Annotated in this window: 19 protein-coding genes; 9 read left to right on the top strand and 10 right to left on the bottom strand. The window is 57.2% G+C overall.

The window, feature by feature from the left end:
* The 4 genes from H3221_RS20575 to H3221_RS20560 all read right to left on the bottom strand — a co-directional run.
* A partial coding sequence (locus H3221_RS20575; RefSeq protein ID WP_224490706.1) for a DUF4238 domain-containing protein occupies positions 1 to 647 on the bottom strand: 647 nt, incomplete at its 3' end.
* Between the two features lie 485 nt (positions 648 to 1,132).
* Positions 1,133 to 1,837 (bottom strand): hypothetical protein, encoded by a 705-nt coding sequence (locus H3221_RS20570; protein ID WP_134587599.1) that lies wholly within the window; start codon positions 1,835 to 1,837, stop codon positions 1,133 to 1,135.
* 10 nt (positions 1,838 to 1,847) lie between these two features.
* Positions 1,848 to 2,372, bottom strand: coding sequence for a hypothetical protein (locus tag H3221_RS20565; RefSeq protein ID WP_134587598.1), 525 nt, complete (start codon positions 2,370 to 2,372; stop codon positions 1,848 to 1,850).
* A complete protein-coding gene (locus H3221_RS20560; protein WP_244233225.1) occupies positions 2,350 to 3,084 on the bottom strand; it encodes a TIGR04255 family protein in 735 nt (244 codons plus the stop codon). The genes H3221_RS20565 and H3221_RS20560 overlap by 23 nt, the downstream gene beginning before the upstream one ends.
* Before the next feature lie 677 nt (positions 3,085 to 3,761).
* Between H3221_RS20560 and H3221_RS20555 the strand changes: the two genes are divergently transcribed.
* From H3221_RS20555 to H3221_RS20525, 7 genes are all read left to right on the top strand, one after another.
* Positions 3,762 to 3,944, top strand: coding sequence for a hypothetical protein (locus H3221_RS20555; RefSeq protein ID WP_134587601.1), 183 nt, complete (start codon positions 3,762 to 3,764; stop codon positions 3,942 to 3,944).
* The gene (locus H3221_RS20550) at positions 3,928 to 4,509 is read left to right on the top strand and encodes a hypothetical protein (RefSeq protein ID WP_224490704.1); all 582 of its coding nucleotides are present in this window, start codon (positions 3,928 to 3,930) and stop codon (positions 4,507 to 4,509) included. Before H3221_RS20555 ends, H3221_RS20550 begins: the two co-directional genes overlap by 17 nt.
* Before the next feature lie 24 nt (positions 4,510 to 4,533).
* On the top strand, positions 4,534 to 4,797 hold the full coding sequence (locus H3221_RS20545; protein WP_134587596.1) for a BPSL0761 family protein: 264 nt from the start codon (positions 4,534 to 4,536) through the stop codon (positions 4,795 to 4,797).
* Between the two features lie 29 nt (positions 4,798 to 4,826).
* Positions 4,827 to 5,405, top strand: coding sequence for a DUF6088 family protein (locus H3221_RS20540; RefSeq protein ID WP_307747699.1), 579 nt, complete (start codon positions 4,827 to 4,829; stop codon positions 5,403 to 5,405).
* 672 nt (positions 5,406 to 6,077) lie between these two features.
* Complete coding sequence (locus tag H3221_RS20535; RefSeq protein ID WP_244233284.1) at positions 6,078 to 7,022, top strand: chromate resistance protein ChrB domain-containing protein; 945 nt, start codon at positions 6,078 to 6,080, stop codon at positions 7,020 to 7,022.
* Complete coding sequence (gene chrA / locus H3221_RS20530) at positions 7,015 to 8,370, top strand: chromate efflux transporter (RefSeq protein ID WP_031653253.1); 1,356 nt, start codon at positions 7,015 to 7,017, stop codon at positions 8,368 to 8,370. The genes H3221_RS20535 and chrA overlap by 8 nt, the downstream gene beginning before the upstream one ends.
* A 9-nt stretch (positions 8,371 to 8,379) precedes the next feature.
* Entirely contained in the window at positions 8,380 to 8,703 is a 324-nt protein-coding gene (locus H3221_RS20525) for a rhodanese-like domain-containing protein (RefSeq protein ID WP_015275857.1), read from the top strand.
* A 47-nt stretch (positions 8,704 to 8,750) separates the two neighbouring features.
* Here the strand turns inward: H3221_RS20525 and H3221_RS20520 are convergent, their stop codons facing one another.
* The 5 genes from H3221_RS20520 to H3221_RS20500 all read right to left on the bottom strand — a co-directional run bounded on the left by H3221_RS20520 (position 8,751) and on the right by H3221_RS20500 (position 11,556).
* Positions 8,751 to 8,885 carry a YHYH domain-containing protein gene (locus H3221_RS20520; RefSeq protein ID WP_015275856.1) on the bottom strand — a complete coding sequence of 45 codons (135 nt, stop codon included), beginning with the start codon at positions 8,883 to 8,885 and terminating at the stop codon, positions 8,751 to 8,753.
* Between the two features lie 99 nt (positions 8,886 to 8,984).
* Entirely contained in the window at positions 8,985 to 9,686 is a 702-nt protein-coding gene (locus H3221_RS20515) for a TraX family protein (RefSeq protein ID WP_031653254.1), read from the bottom strand.
* Entirely contained in the window at positions 9,686 to 10,126 is a 441-nt protein-coding gene (locus H3221_RS20510) for a YqaA family protein (protein WP_031653255.1), read from the bottom strand. Before H3221_RS20510 ends, H3221_RS20515 begins: the two co-directional genes overlap by 1 nt.
* Positions 10,127 to 11,254, bottom strand: coding sequence for a nickel/cobalt efflux protein RcnA (locus tag H3221_RS20505; protein ID WP_031653256.1), 1,128 nt, complete (start codon positions 11,252 to 11,254; stop codon positions 10,127 to 10,129). It abuts the gene before it with no gap.
* Positions 11,255 to 11,262: 8 nt separating this feature from the next.
* Entirely contained in the window at positions 11,263 to 11,556 is a 294-nt protein-coding gene (locus tag H3221_RS20500; RefSeq protein ID WP_003246772.1) for a metal-sensing transcriptional repressor, read from the bottom strand.
* A 494-nt stretch (positions 11,557 to 12,050) separates the two neighbouring features.
* Between H3221_RS20500 and H3221_RS20495 the strand changes: the two genes are divergently transcribed.
* Together H3221_RS20495 and H3221_RS20490 are read left to right on the top strand one after the other, a co-directional pair.
* Positions 12,051 to 12,788 (top strand): HupE/UreJ family protein, encoded by a 738-nt coding sequence (locus tag H3221_RS20495; RefSeq protein ID WP_031653257.1) that lies wholly within the window; start codon positions 12,051 to 12,053, stop codon positions 12,786 to 12,788.
* Between the two features lie 12 nt (positions 12,789 to 12,800).
* Positions 12,801 to 13,478, top strand: a complete 678-nt coding sequence (locus H3221_RS20490; RefSeq protein ID WP_031653258.1) for a hypothetical protein — start codon at positions 12,801 to 12,803, stop codon at positions 13,476 to 13,478.
* A 33-nt stretch (positions 13,479 to 13,511) separates the two neighbouring features.
* Here H3221_RS20490 and H3221_RS20485 read toward each other — a convergent pair whose 3' ends face one another.
* Positions 13,512 to 16,127: an AAA family ATPase gene (locus H3221_RS20485; protein WP_031653259.1), complete on the bottom strand. Its 2,616-nt coding sequence runs from the start codon at positions 16,125 to 16,127 to the stop codon at positions 13,512 to 13,514.
* Positions 16,128 to 16,227 lie beyond the last annotated feature (100 nt).

Here is a 16,227-nt window from a genome sequence, read left to right as displayed (position 1 = left end):
AATAACAGGTCCTTCAAGTAATCCCCCCAGCGGGAGGTGGGGTAATCCGAGCAGAGCAAGCACGACTGTTCATAGCTGTACTCCCGCATGGATGCCTGTAAGAGCCCATCGGAAAAAGGCTGTGCAATCAATGGCAGTAATTCGTTCTGGGTAAGTAGGACTAAGGACATCACTCCGAGAGAATCACTCCCCTTAAAGTAATCGATTAGCTCATCGACTGACTTATGCGAGAAGTGCTGTTCGGCCTTGATCTTTTGCCGCAAGGGATCCAGTGCCGAGCGGACATCCATGACCTTGAGAATATCAGGATGCCGGGCCTCCAGTGACGTCAGGGTATTCGCCAGTTGCCTGCGGTCGGGTATATCCCAATTCTGGACACTACTACCTCGTGCCTTTTTGATGATCTTATGGCCGGCCTCATCAATCAGTGGGGTTACGTGACTAGACTCGACTTCAAAGCCACCATCTGGAAAGTCGATACGGTACAGGTCCTGAATCGATGCGGTGCGTTTGATGGCGACCGACTTGATCTCCATCGCACCGCTGGAAGGTAAGCGGCGGTAGCGGAAAATTTTACCTTCGGCATGTTGCCAAGCTTTTAAGAAATACTGAGGGATGAAGTGGTGATTGCGAGGGGGATTCGACATGCAGCGGAACGCTCCAATTTCCCAAGTTTATTTGCTCTAGTAGCCAAACACTAAAGGCTGCTTCCGGCCTATGAAAAAATCATTCTTTAGGAAAGCGGCTTCTCACAGCCCAGAAATCACTCATTTTTTGGTGTTGCTACGTAAACAAGGCAGTTCCGACTCCTGAACGAACCAGGTTCAACATTGGCTGCGCTCTTTCGTAAGCAAAAATCACGGAGGGGCTTTTCAACAGAGCCGGACAATAGCTGACACTGCCAAGACCGCAAAAGAATGTATTCAATTACCCGACGTGTCACTGCACGTAGAGTTTATAGGCAGGAGAGCAATCCTAGCATAAGCCCAATCAGTCGATGAGTGCCGACTATGCAGCACATGAGTCGAACTGTGGGGAGACAGTCGATTGATGCGGGGCCATCCGCATGTGGGGGTAGAAGGTCAGCAAGCTAATACCACTTTGCCCTAGAGCTGTCGTAAAGAGTCGCTGTTTAACTCGCGCGGAGGATCATTCCTACGGTTTGTTGAGGTGGAGGTGGACAAGCTGTATTAAGTTGGCTTCGCAACTCCTCGGCAGTCTCCTGAATATCTGTGTAGGATGCGGGGCGCTTGTCGAGGGGCAGTGTTGCCGCAGCAGCCAGCTCAAAGGGGATCAAGCGAAGCCCGTTCACGTTCTTCTCTACAGCCGCAACATGCTTTTCATCAGCCCCGTGCTGCCTCAATAACCTGATGACATCAGCCGCCCACTCCCGATTGGCATCGCAAGCTGTCCACGTGTCCTCTCGGATGAGTGGGACCGCAGCGGATCTCAATACTTCTAGGACGAAGGAGGCGCAGGTGAGGCCGTCACTGCCCTTTGGGGGGGTATATTTCGTTCCCACGAAAGAACCTTTTGAGGCAATGAAGTCAATGCCATAGGAAATCTTCGGCTTCTTCCGGGAAACTGCTCGCATCACTGCGACTACTGATTTTCTCGCATTTGGTGGGAGTGCGATGGGAATAGCGATGCCGCACTTTCGATGAGGGATGTCAGAAACGTAAAATACATTGTGCCAACCGAGTTCCATTACCTTCAGCTTATTTTCTTTCTCATTAAATATAATGCCCAAGTGTCCGCCACCCAAGTCACTATGGAAAAGAGCAATTGCGATTTCATGCTCGGGTAGTACCGCGTCATTTACAGTGCCGAATACCATTTATAGGCTCTTAGGTCATTCCATAGAGTGCGTCATCAGGGTCTATGCCCTGTTCGGCCAATCTCAATTTGGCGACACTCAGCGCATGATCCCAGCCCGGAATTTCATCGCGCCATGAGTAAGTTGCACGCAACAACGTAGCAAGCTGCTCACCATGAATCTGTATTCCGTCTAAGTCGTTAGTCGGAATAACCTTAGGCCCATATTCGATGACCGCTTCTAGCGCCGTTTCGGCTGTTACAGTCAAACTGTCTAAGTCAGTCGAACTATTATCTGTCGATATCAGTGCGCGCAGTTTATTGTAGGTCACTGACTTATGGTTGGACTTTATATAAGTCTTCAGGTTCTTTTCGGTGCCTGAGTAGTAGCTCCCCACTTGGAACACCACGTCTTTGAACTGGCGGAAGTGATGAGTAACCTCAGCCACCCCGGAGGTACGGCCAATATCGACCTTCGTGCGATACCGATTATGAGTCTCTCGGCTTAAGATCTCGGTAGAGATCCACGCATTATTACTGAGGGCTGAGAGCGCCATGGAGCTTCTCCGTTATGGCGCGCCGAAAGAGAGCGCCTGCATTACTATGCAACGTCTCTAACAGCGCAACTAGCTCTTTTGAAGAAGATGCGGCGTTACCACACTCTTCATTGCTATCCATTTCATGAAAGAAATCAGCGTCAATCAGAAACGCTTTGGACGCGTCCGCAACTGACGTTAGTAATGAGGTCTGGAGCAGCAAGCTACAACCATCCAAGCGCATTAAGCATTGAGAAACCTGGCTTTCGAATGCATCCTCATCTAGTTCACCATCCTCGCAAAGGGCGTTATTGGCTAGAGGACCGAGCAAGAAAGGTTTGATGAGCTCGTGCCACGGCGTTTCCTCAAGGCCGAGCACTGACCGCTCTATCACGTCTCGATACCGGAGTCCGATCCGTGTAACGGCTAGTGTGCCAACTTCATGGTTGAAATCTGTCACCGCTTGAAGCAAGCCAGGGAGGTATTCGTCCCAGCTCCTGTAATCAGTAGAGGTGAAGGCAATGAACTCGCGCGATATCGAGACCTTGGAGCCACCGCCCGGTTGAGAGAAATGATGAATGCTACCGCCGTCAACAATTCGGGGCACAGGAGGAGCGCCGTCCTGCACGGGCTCAATTACCACGTTGAACGACGACTCATCATGACGCTGACTATAACCGCGACCGCCCAGGCTCTGCTGAAGCTGATCAAGCGCGGTAGCGGGAAGGTCCAAGTGCTGAAACCGTATCTGGCATACGACTTCCGCAAGCGGATTCTTTCCGTATACCACGCGTGGGGTAGGAGCAATTTTCATGAAGAATAGGATGTGTCCCAAAGTTTTTATGCGTCAATAGATTTTAGCTATTGCTTGCTGAGTCACTAAGAGACTGCAGCGGGTGCATTTACGCGGACTATAGACCCAGGCTGCGAATTTTGCACGATGCCCCCTCGATTGAGGCGGCATAGCTCTGTGAGCTCGGGCCTGCTCAAAGCTGGCGGGCTGCACAAACGTTCGTAGATTTGGGGAAAGTCTCCATCAGCGACGCGCCTTTCAAGTGAAAGATCCATTTCAGAAACCTGTACCTTACCCATACTGGGCTTGGTGCTACATTTGGGTCGAAAGCTTCCAGGCACGTGAGTGGCCGCTTCTGGTCGATCACCAGGGACCGCTTTGAGTTATATCCTCATGGCATTTTTTCCGAGCGGCGGAGTATGGCAGCACCATTTGACCATGCTGAGGCTATCCCCAAGCTGCCAGATTTTAAGGCAGTAGGACGTCTGCGCCGGAAATCCATAAATATTTCATCCCCATTTCCCAATCTGGGATCTGACGAAATTTTCGGCATCTGCGTTAGCGCAGCGGAACATCGAGTTACCTTGTGTCTCGTAAGTAATCGGGAGCACACGCTGATGAGATGGTTTTTCGTGGTGATGCTTTGCGGTGGTGCAGGTCTCTGGCTGAGCGCCCAGTATCAAACTCCGCAATGGTTGCTTTGGCTCCTGCTGGCGCTGGGAACCACGATGTGGGGCCTGGCCAAGTGGATGGAGCGGCAGGAGGCCAAGACGGAGCGCAGTCATGGTCGTGCACACTGATTCGGATTGGTCTGCATGGGGTCTCCCAAGACTGCAGGCTTTACAGCTTTCTGCTCGGCAAACACTAGTTGGCATTGCACCCTATCTGGAGCGGTTTCACAGCGGGCGGGAAGGCCTGCAGGAATTCCAGGTTGATGGACTGCTGTTCTACGCATTGGAGCTGATCGAGTGTGTGCTGGTGGATCCTGCGCTACCTGCTGAATTCGAGGGTTCAGATAGCCAACTGCACACTGAGGTGCAGATGACTCGCTGGTTGCATCGACCTTTCATCGAGCGAAGCTCTTGGGGAGGGGCTTGTGGTTTGGAGATCCGCCATAGAGCCGGGCAGGCTGCCCTAGGTCTGGTCTTCCCTGAGCTGGCTACTCGAGATGTGGAAAAGCATATCGCAGCCCTGAAAGGGCTCTGGTTTAGCGATTGGCCAACGGGCACTCGCTATGAGGTCCGCTGCCTTGAACACGCTTCTCCGAGCGGCCTAACAAGCTGGGGTACTTTCGCCTCAATGGCCGCGGCGCTTAACTGCGCGCTGGGTGGCGGGCGCTGGCGAGCCAGCTGTCCGGGACTTTGAGCTCATGACCAGGAGATAGCGAGATTGACCCTTCCTTATGAAAGAACCCGCGCCATCATCAAAACTGAGGAGTTCCTGCGTGAACTCTCCCGTCATTCGGGGTTACCGCAGGATATCCGCAGCTATGCGAAAAGCCTGCTCAGGCACTATCCATCTGCCGACCAGATTTTCTCGCTGGGGCGTCTTGAGGAATGTCTGGTAAACGAAGCGCTTGAAGATGAATACCGACGGCGGGTGATCGCCTTCCACCAGCCGCTGCTCTGCTCGTCGCTGGAGTCGACTCGATAGCGATGTCCCTCCCAAATTTTGAACCACCGGTGTCTCACCTCGTCGCGCAGCGGCTGAAGCATCTGCGCAAGGGGAGGCCTTTCAGCATCAGGTGTCTTGCAGAGCTTGGTTCGAGCTCGGCCATCTCCAAGGCAGTCGCCCAACTTGTTCGCCGTGGCGAGCTTGAGCATGTGTATCGTGGCATCTACATGCGGCCGAAATACAGCCAGTACACCGGTCGGGCTCATCGTCCTGGGCCTTGGGACGTGGTGAGTCTGATTGCCAGGCAGAACCGTTGGAAGCTGCAGATCCACGGCGCTGATGCCGTGAGGCGATTCGGGCTGAGTACACAGATGCCAGTCATTCCGGTCTATTACACGAGCGGCCCCAGCCGATCGCTATTTGTGGGGAGGGCCGAGGTCAGGCTCGTGCATGCTGCTCCGATGGTGATGCAGTGCGCAGGAACCAAAGTGGGGATGACCATCAGCGCTCTGTTTTATCTCGGCAAAGGAGGTACTACGCCGGAGTGTGTTGCTGTAATCAAAAAAGCTCTCAGCCCCGAAGACCTGAGCAAAATAGTGGCCTGCAGAATGCCGAAATGGATGCGCGCAGCGCTGGAGACAACATGAGCCGGTAAGAAGCAGCCAGACACTCCGTTTGGCTGCCTATCTCTCTATCAGGGTCGGACCTGCATCTATTGCTGGCTGCCCTTCTCCATCTTTATCCGCGCCCTGCGAATATAGCTCACCGACACGCTGAGCCGGCGGGCGATCTCGGCGTCGGAAAGGCCAGCAAATTCCGAGATAGTTTCGGGTGTCATTTCGGGCAACGGTCGCTTGTACGCTTGTATTCCAAGCGCCTTACGTATTTTTTGACCGAAAAATTACTGACGCCTAAACGGTCAGCGACTTCCGTATCCGACATCATCCCCAGTAGAGCTATTGAGTATTCGCATTGGCTCCGACACTAATTCGCATGCCTAACCGACACTGATTCGCACACAAAATCGACACAACACGGTTTTTCAAAACCGACAGCCATTCGCACCCGTCGACACCTATTCGCATCCTCCGACAGCCATCCGCACGCCCCGACACCGATTCGCATCCCTCCGACAGCCATTCGCACGCCACCGACACCGATTCGCATCCCTCCGACAGTCATTCGCACCACACCGACAGTTCGCTTTGCCGGCGCCCGGAGGTAAGCAGTCACTAACGCTGCAGAACCCATTTCGCAGTTCCAAATAGAGCAATCGCAGGGTAATGTAGAGATCGAACATATTTAGTGAGATCGCTACATTGATTAATTGGCTATGTCTCGTGATGGCACTGCCTACGGCAAATGCCGCCGAGCGAATGCGGGCTTGGCGCACGCTGAAAAGCGCTGGCGCTGCGGTGCTACGCGATGGTGTTTATCTCCTGCCAGATGGCTCGGCTAGTCGTGAGGTACTGGAGTCCGTCGAGCGTGACGTGCTGGATAGTGGTGGCTCGGCGTCGCTCCTGCCGGTCACTGATCCCCAGGGTGAGCGCTTCATACCTCTCTTTGACCGTGGCGACGACTACACCAGGTTGCGCTCGGAGGTTGAGCCCCAACTGGCCCAGCTGACGCCCGAGAACGCACTGGCGACTGCTCGCCAGGCCCGCAAGCTGCGCAAGTCGTTCGCCCAGATCCAAGCCATCGACTTCTTTCCGGGCGTAGCTCTGCAACAGGCAGACGCGCTGCTGCGTGACCTCGAAGTGGCCATCAACCGCGCGCTGTCCAAGGACGAGCCCACCAGCCACGAGCAAACCATCGAGCAGCTCGACCCGCGGGACTACCAAGGGCGAACCTGGGCGACTCGCCAGCGCCCCTGGGTTGACCGTCTGGCCAGCGCCTGGCTGATCCGCCGCTTCATCGATCCAGGTGCCAGCATCCTCTGGCTTCCCTCTCCTGATGCATGCCCAGCGGAAGCACTTGGGTTCGATTTCGATGGCGCCCGGTTCAGCCATGTCGGCACCAAGGTCACCTTCGAAACCCTGCAGGCCAGCTTCGGGCTGGAGGCGCCAGGGCTTCAGCGCGTAGGGGCTCTGGTTCACTACCTGGACGTGGGGGGCGCGCAACCCACAGAAGCGACGGGTGTAGAGCGGGTACTGGCTGGATTGCGAGCCAGCATCGAAAACGACGATCAGTTATTGGCTGCGGCCTGCGCCATCTTCGATGGACTGCTGGCGGCATTCGGCAAGGAAGGACAAAGTGATGAATGAGACGGCCATGCACGCAACAGAGCAAGACAAGGTAGAGAACATAGGTCTACTTGAAGCATTCTTATTCTGGCTGAAACTAGGTTTCATCAGCTTTGGGGGCCCGGCCGGGCAGATCTCGATCATGCACCAGGAGCTGGTGGAGCGGCGGCGCTGGATCTCGGAGCGCCGTTTCCTGCATGCGTTGAACTACTGCATGCTCCTGCCAGGCCCGGAGGCTCAGCAACTGGCCACCTATATCGGCTGGCTCATGCATCGCACTTGGGGTGGGGTGATCGCCGGCGTACTGTTTGTGCTGCCCTCACTGTTCATCCTGATCGCCCTGTCCTGGGTCTACATCGCTTTCGGCGAAGTGCCGGTGGTGGCGGGATTGTTTTACGGTATCAAACCCGCCGTCACCGCCATCGTTGTTCAGGCTGCCCACCGTATCGGTTCACGCGCGCTGAAAAACAACTGGTTGTGGGCGATCGCTGCTGCCTCCTTCGTGGCGATCTTCGCCCTCAATATCCCGTTCCCGCTGATCGTTCTAGGGGCGGCCATGATTGGCTACCTGGGCGGACGCTATGCCCCGGACAAGTTCAGCGTCGGTGGTGGGCATGGGGCATCCAAACAGTCCTATGGGCCGGCATTGATCGACGACAACACGCCACCGCCGGCGCATGCGCGCTTCCGCTGGTCGCGCTTGGCTCTGTTGGTCGTTGTAGGAGCTGTGCTGTGGGCCTTGCCGATGGGGCTACTGACCGCCCTGTATGGTTGGGAGGGCACCCTGACTCAAATGGGCTGGTTCTTCACCAAGGCTGCTCTACTCACCTTCGGCGGCGCCTATGCGGTATTGCCGTATGTCTATCAGGGCGCGGTAGGCCATTACGGCTGGCTGACCCCCACCCAGATGATCGATGGCCTGGCGCTGGGCGAGACCACCCCGGGGCCGCTGATCATGGTGGTGGCCTTCGTGGGCTTCGTTGGTGCCTATGTGCATCAGGTCTTCGGGCCAGAACAGGCATTCCTTGCCGGCGCTGTAGCAGCCAGCCTCGTCACCTGGTTTACCTTCCTGCCCTCGTTCTTGTTCATCCTCGCCGGCGGGCCGCTGGTGGAGTCCACCCACAACGAACTGAAGTTCACCGCGCCGCTGACCGGCATTACTGCTGCGGTGGTTGGCGTCATCCTCAACCTGGCGCTGTTCTTCGGCTATCACGTGCTGTGGCCTGAGGGTTTTGCTGGCAGCTTCGATTGGCCCTCGGCGTTGATCGCTGTCGGTGCCGCAGTCGCACTTTTCCGCTTCAAGCGTGGAGTCATCCAGGTGTTGGTGGGATGTGCTCTTGTGGGTTTGGCTATCCACCTGTTGCGTTAGGGAGAGGTTATGGAGCGCATATCGATTCGCGAGCTCGCTGAGTGGCAGGCTTCAGGTCGCTGCTTTGAGTTACTCGATGTACGCCGAGCTATCGCACGCAACGCTGACGGAGCACAGATCGCTGAGGCGAAATGGTATGACCCCGAACAGCTTTTCTCTTGGAAGGATCAAGTGCCACGGGATCGCCCCGTGATTCTTTACTGCGCTCATGGGCATGAGATCAGCCAGGGGTGTGCCGCTACTCTCTGGGCAATGGGACTGGATGCGCGGTATCTCGTCGACGGCTTTGCAGGTTGGCGTGAAGCCAAGCAGCCGGTATGCGATTTGGTCTAACCGATTAGTTCTGGCCGCCTCGCGAGAGGCGACCAGCGCTGCCTAAATCAATGGCAGTGGTACTCGCCTGTCGAGTGGTTGGTATGGCAGCCCTTCGAGTCGGTGCCTCCGCTATGGGCAACTGCGACAGCAGAAGACAGGGCAATCACGGTGGCGATCAGGGCGGCAGAAAGCTTCTTCATGTTCAAACTCCGTTTCGATTGGCTCTTATGTGTGATCTGGGTCACGCCACGGAGTATGGCAAAAGGCCTGCATTGAGCAAGGATATTTTGATCGGTCGGTCAGATAGCCGCACGAAGCAACGCGAGCGCCGATAGATGGCCGGGGTAGAAGTAGTAACCCCAGCGCTCCACTGGCCATATGTGTTGGGTGATTTTCTGGCGCAATAGCCACAGGCCAACCAGCGGAGCCGCAAAGGTCGTGGCCATGGCCCACCAGGTGCCAAAGGGACCAGCTCCGACCCAGCCGTCACGGCTATTGGCCAACACACTGAAGATTGCAGGTATGAGCCAGGTGATTCCGGAGCGCTGTACTGCCAGCACCATGGTCGCCGGCAGCAGGACACCAAACGCGCCGTACATCAGCCGATCATGAAGCACTGTCGCAACGGTCAGCGTGAATAGCCCCAGCATCAAGCCTGCACGATCGCTGTGATGGACACTCCAAGCAACTATGAGCCCCAACATCAGTGTCGGCATGACATTCAGCGTATTGCTCATCTCGGACAACGCCCGATACGGCAGCTCGGATATGAGGCTGAAAGCCAGTAGCCAGCTCAGATAGCGAAAGTTGTTATCGCTGTACAGATCTCCTGGGCGTGAACGTGACACGTTGGCGGCAATACCCACGCAGAACAGTGGGAAGGCGAAGCGTCCAACCACGAACAGCCAGGCTGTCTCTTCAGGCCAGAGATAGCGCAGGTGGTCTATGACCATCGTCAGCATGGCGAGCCATTTGACGAGATCCAGGCTGGTCGAGCGCATTACCCCATGATCCCGAGGGTCACCACGGTGAGCACCAAGTATCGAGCAGCCTTGGCCAGCAGCACGATCAAAAAGAAGCTCCAAAAGGGTTCGCGCATGACGCCGGCAATCAGGGTCAGCGGGTCGCCAATGATCGGCACCCAGCTCAGCAGCAGTGACCAACGACCGTAGCGGTGGTAGGCCCGCTGCGCGCGGGCCAGCTTGTCGTCACTGACTGGAAACCAGCGCTTGTGCCGGTAACGCTCAATGTAGAGACCGAGCAGCCAGTTGAGCGCGGAACCCAGAACGTTTCCTGCTGTAGCCACCACCAACAGCATGACCACCGAGTAGTTGCCACTTATCAGCAGGCCGGTGAGCACTGCCTCGGACTGTGCAGGGATCAAAGTCGCGGCACTGAAGGCCGCGAGGAATAGGCCCAGGTAGCCTGATAGCTCCCACATTTAGGCGGTCAGACCGACCCAGCCATGAACGCCGACATAGATACCGACACCAATGATGAGCACGCTCGAGAGGTAGGGCGCACGACGCGCGACTGCCCCCAGCCATGGCCAACGATTAGAGGCCTGGCGAGCGCCTACTGCGGCAGCTGCACCGACGGACACCAGCGTCAGCGCCAGACCGACACTAAAGCACAGCACCAGAACAGCCCCGAGTGCGACTTCCTTCACCTGCAGGCACAGCAACAACACCGTGATTGCGGCGGGACAAGGGATCAGTCCCCCGGTCAGGCCGAATAGGATGATCTGCCCAGTGGTGACGTTGCGGTTATTGAAGCGGTTGCGGATGTCGTTGGCGTGGGCTCGCTCATGAGCGTCCTGATACCCCTCCACCGACAGCTCTAGACCCTGCAGATCGGAATGGTTGTGGCCGTGGTCGTGCTCATGCTCATGGAAATCGAGGTCGTAATCGTGCGAATGGCCCACGTGACCAAGGCTCAGGCGCGCGGTGAACTGATGTGGTTCGGGGATCTCTGACTCCGACTCCAGGTACTCGCCGCACTGCACAAAGCGGAATTGCTGAGCTGTTCCGTCTGGGCGTGTCGTCGACAAGCTCACGTCCTCTGCCGGCCAGGAATGGCCACTCAGGGTGCGCAAGCGCCAGCGCGGGGGAACACCTTCTTCAAAGATCGAAAGCTCGATGCGCCCGTGTCCGGTATCGATTCGGCGGGTCTCATCGTGATGGTGATCATGCGCGTGATCACCTTCTTCGAAACGCCACATCTGCTCGCCACGCCAGGTGCGCCAGAGCATCCACAACGCGATGGTGATGATGATCGCGGCAGAAGCGAGCTGGAAGTACGGCTCTGTCGTTTCGGCATTCAGGTTCTGGCCCAGATACATGCCACCCATGGCCACCAGCCAGACCACTGCTGTGTGCGAGATTGTCGCTGCCAAACCCAGCAGGATTGCCTGCTTTACGGTGCCCCGGATGGCGACGATGAAGGCCGCCATCATGGTCTTCGAGTGGCCGGGCTCCAGGCCATGCAATGCACCCAGGAGGATAGCGCTGGGGAAGTACAGCCAGGCGTGAGATGCACCCTGCTGCAGTAATTCGGCAAAGCTCGACATGGGGTTACCTACAGGTACTTCGTGATCTGCTTGAAGTCTTCAAGGGAGGTACGCTCGCCAGTGGCGAGGGCGTCCATCGTGTGCTCCAGGCAGTGATCGATGTGATCTTGAATCAGGGTGCGCTTGGCTTGGCATACGGCCTTCTCAACAGCGTGCAGCTGCTGTGCGATATCCACGCACTCACGACCATCCTCGATCATGGTGATGATGCTGCGCAGATGACCCTCGGCGCGTTTCAGGCGCTTCATGACATCGCTGTGGCTCTGGTGTCGGTGGCCATGGCTGTGTTCGTGATCGCTCATGCCTTGAGTCCTATGCCTTGATGATTTACGCTCGCATCCTATCCCCCTGGGGGGGATACGGTCAAACGACCCCGTTGGCCCTTTGCAAGATGCAAGACATAGGAAAATGGCTCGCCGTAGTGCCTCGAAGAAACCCGTTATCGTATTGATACTGGCCTTACTGTTGGCCTGGGTAGGGCATTCGCTGGCCGCCATCAAGGCACCGCTGACAACGCGGGATTACTCTGGCGTTGTGTCCCATGGTCATTCCCATGACGTGGACGCGCCAGCGTTAACGAGCCACAAACATGCGGCTGACCATAGCCATGAGATCCCCTATCTCGGGTCGGTGCTGACGCTGCCGTCACGCCCCGAGCGGGAAACCCCTCCCAGCTCGTTGCGGACAACTGTCCCTGAAGTGCCGATCTACCTGATCGAACGGCCACCACGCTCTAGGTTCGTGTTCTGAAACCGGCCGCCTTGCGGCCCAGACCACTACAACCTAGGAAATCGTTATGAATTCGCTTCCCATGAGCGGGGCAACGGCGCTGATCGCACGCCTGCGTCGACCGCTTTTTCTGCCCCTGCTTGCCTTCGCTCTACTGATGGCAGTCATGCCTGAGGCGCTGGCCCACGGTGTGCCCGAAGGCGACAAAGGCTTCATCCAGGAAAGTACCGGCGTGATGTTGATGCCCTTCATCTACATGGGCGCCAAACACATGATCACCGGCTACGACCATCTGCTGTTCCTGTTCGGTGTGATTTTCTTTCTCTACCGTCTGAAGGACGTAGGGCTGTACGTCACGCTGTTCGCAGTTGGCCACTCGATCACTCTGCTCTTTGGAGTGCTCAGCAACATCAGCATCAGCTCGTATGTGATCGACGCGATCATCGGCTTTTCGGTCGTCTACAAGGCCCTAGATAACCTCGGCGCCTTCCAGCGCTGGTTTGGCTATCAGCCCGATACCCGCTTAGCAACGCTGATCTTCGGCCTGCTTCACGGCTTTGGTCTGGCCACCAAGATCCAGGAGTTCGAGATCTCCCCTGACGGCCTGATCGCCAACCTGATTGCCTTCAACGTAGGTGTCGAGATCGGCCAGTTACTGGCTCTCGGCGGCATTCTCATTCTGATGGGCTACTGGCGACGTACTGCCAGCCTCTGGCGCCATGCCTATACCGCGAACGTCGCCATGATGAGTGCCGGCTTCTTGCTCATGGGCTACCAGATCACCGGCCTGATCGTCTCTCAGTAAGGAATTCTTTCTATGTTCAATACCAAGCTTCCGACCCTTAACGAACTCCCCTCGACAGCACAGCTACTGCGCTCCACGATCATCGCGGCAATCATTGCCTGCGCGCTTCTGGTTACCGTGGTAATGCCTTCGGAGTATGCGATCGACCCCACTGGCGTGGGCCGAGCACTGGGTCTCACTCAGATGGGTGAGGTGAAGATCCAGCTGGCTGAAGAGGCCCGCGCCGATGAGGCCGCAGCTCAGACTCCCACTCCGCCGCGAGCTGAAACTATCGCCACAGAACCTGCAGTCCCTGCCACTACCCCGGCCGCTCCTGCCGAGGTCATTTCCGCTCCGGAGCAACCGGCTGCGCCTGAGCAGGCTGCCCTGCAGCATGAAATGAGCATCACCTTGAGCCCGAACCAGGGCGCCGAAGTGAAGCTGGAAATGAAGCAAGGTGCCAAGGTGAACTACCGCTGGACTGCCAATGGCGGCGTCGTTAACTACGACACCCATGGCGATCCTTACAACGCGCCGCGCGACTTCTACCACGGCTATGGGAAAGGACGTTCAACCCCGGAAGACTCGGGTGTTTTGGAGGCCGCATTCGATGGTAAGCATGGTTGGTTCTGGCGGAACCGCTCGAACAAGCCGGTTACCGTCACCCTGCGTACTCAGGGTGAATACATCAGCATCAAACGGGTGATCTAACACATCACCAGGCAGCCCCGTATGGGGCTGCCACTAGCCCCTGCGCCGGCGGATCTCTTGGAACAGGGTGTGGACAGCCTCGATGTCCTGCAGAAGTTCGGGCGGTTGCGTTACGGGACGCTGCTGGCCAGCCGCGTGTGAGTGCGCACGCACATTGCGGCAGCATCTGTCGTGCAAACGCTGTACTTCGCGGTACTCAGCCTCCTGCACGATCATCACTCCATCTAGCCGGCCGACCGAGATGCCGTCGCGGAATCGCACCACGGTTTCATTGAGGATCGTGTCCTCGATACCTACCTCGATCGTGACGCGAAGATCGTCGTAGGCATTTCGCATCGCGAGCCGCTCAGTATCCCCTGGTGGATTATTGAAGCTGGCGGCAATCCGCTGGTGGTCAGCACGATGGTATGCAATGCGATCGCGGTGTCTGCGCATGTCATACGGCAAACCAGCATCGATGTAGCCCGGACCTTCAGCCCGGTAGGTGATCGACCTGATCTCGGGAACCAACTGAGCATCTTGGCAAAGAGTGACCAGCTCTCCGAAGAACACTGCATCATGAGTAAACACAATGACCTGCCGTAGGGTGGACTCCTGAACAATCCGCCGCGCGACGGCGGTTCGATGGTTGTGATCGAGGCTGGAAACCGGATCGTCGAACACGATCCCGGACGAGGAGCCAGACTGCTGGAGCTCTGCGAAGAAGTACGCGAGCGCACACATGCGCTGCTCCGCTTCGCTTAGGACCAAATGGGGATCAAGCTGGCACTCCTGGAGCTGGATACCGAGCCGTACCGCTCCCGCATCACCGCTTGAGCTAACGCCGGCCCGGATGTGGTACAGGTCTAACCTGTTGAGCTCATCGTTCATCGTGCCGGCCAACGTCTCGCTAACATATGTCTTGGCCAACTGGCCCGCGAGCATGCTGATAGCGCGAGTGTTACTGAGATCCTCCTGGCAGCGCTGAAGCTTTGCCTTCTGAGCGAGGTTGTCAGTCACTCTCGCGATGGCCTCGATATGCTCGGAAAGTGTCCGTCTGGCCTCCAACTCCTTCAGTCGTAGCCTCTTTGCCGCGAGGGCTGCAGCATCAAGATTCGCGCGCAGTCGAGCCGCTTCGGTGCGCAAGTCTTCGGCGATTTGATGGAGTGAAGCCGTTGGGTTTGCACCGCGATACGCCGGGCGATCCTGCCATTCACCGCGGAGAACAGCGGCTTTAAGCCACTGCTGCCGAGTGGTTAGGTCTTCCTGGAAGAGCCTAATCTCGCCAGGCAGCGTTGCTACGCGTGTGCTTAAGCTTTCCATCATGTTCGGCGGAGCAGTGAAGGCAACGCTCTCTTGGCCGACATTGCGCACGATCTGCTTCCAAGCGTTACGGGAAAGCTGGGCGGTTTCCGCCGCCTTGTCCCGAATGTAGCGATCAAACCGCTCCAAACGATCCTTCGCTTCCGGCGTCAGATCCTGCTGGCAAAGCACGCAGACAGCTCCTTCGCTGGTAACCGGGAAGGCCTGCCCAGGATATGCCGTGCTGGTCGAATACTCGCGCGCAGCGTTGAACAGCGACGCCCAGGGACCTTGCCCCGTTCCGGCGAGCAACTGCATGGCATCTTCCGCCTGCAGCAATTCAGAGGCCGCGCGCTCCGCTGCTTCTGCTTCGACCAGATTACGATGCGCCGTCTGCCTGGCATCCAGTGCCTCATCAGACACGATGTCGGCGGCTGCGGTAATTGTGTTGGCCAGCTCATCTACCCTCGTTGCAGCGTTATCGAGGACTGCTGCCTTGGCAGTGGGGTCTGCTTCGCTGATCTCTTGCGGCAGCCTCGCGAGTTCTGCTTGCTCCTCCGGCGTAAGCACGGCTAAAACGTGGGCCCGCGTCAGATCGGTGGTTGGACCAATCGGGTGCACGGCCCGGCCGGCCTCAGTATCGGCGGGAACGACATTGAACGGCGCAATGTCTGTGGCGAGACCTGCGATCTCTGCCTGAAGCCGTGGACGCAGAGCCTGATTGAGACCATTAGCCAGTTGCTGGAGATAGCTCAGAGCGGACGGCTGAAAGGTAGCGGTCTCTTTCGACTGGAGGTAGTGGCGTGCGCAGTCGCCATCGAAGACGGAGATGCCCCTGAGTTCGGGCCGCGAAACATGGCCTCGCTGGCCACTCCAGATTGCCTGCTCTGGGACGCCATTCAGCTCGAAGTCGATAGTGGCACTCGGTGTGAGCTGCTTATAGTCCTCGGCATAGGCATTGGCGTAGACGGTTCCCGGGCTCCTGGCTCTGCATGCCTGTTTCAACACTCGCGCATAGCCGGACTTTCCGGTGCCATTGCCCCCGTACACGATAGTGAGCCCCTGGGCCTGAAATTCCAGAGCTTGGTCGCTCGGGATTTTCCCCACATTGGTCAGCGTGTGCAGGGACCTGAGAACAACGGCCTGGTCCTGATTGGCTTCTGCGGGAAAGTGTTCTGCAGCGAATCTGATTGGCTGTGGAGAAGGTGCGAATGCACTGGCAACTCCATGATGCTGCTTGGCGAGGTCAAGAATTTCTCCAAGATCCTCTTCGCTCCAACCGCCCTGAACGCATAAGCGACGCAGGGCATCGTGGCGCCACGGCGGCAGCCTATCCGCCCACGCCAATACTTCCTCGTAAATGGCCATATCCATGCTCCGTGTCCCCAAAGGGGATTAGCACAGGAACTATCACCACGCCATCAGTTGGCCGCTGCAGATAATGGCCTAGGTCTCTGAGGTGAGTGCC

The organism is Pseudomonas chaetocerotis, from assembly GCF_015712105.2.
Taxonomy (GTDB): Bacteria; Pseudomonadota; Gammaproteobacteria; order Pseudomonadales; family Pseudomonadaceae; genus Aquipseudomonas; species Aquipseudomonas chaetocerotis.
This window is presented reverse-complemented; position numbering and strand designations above follow the sequence as displayed.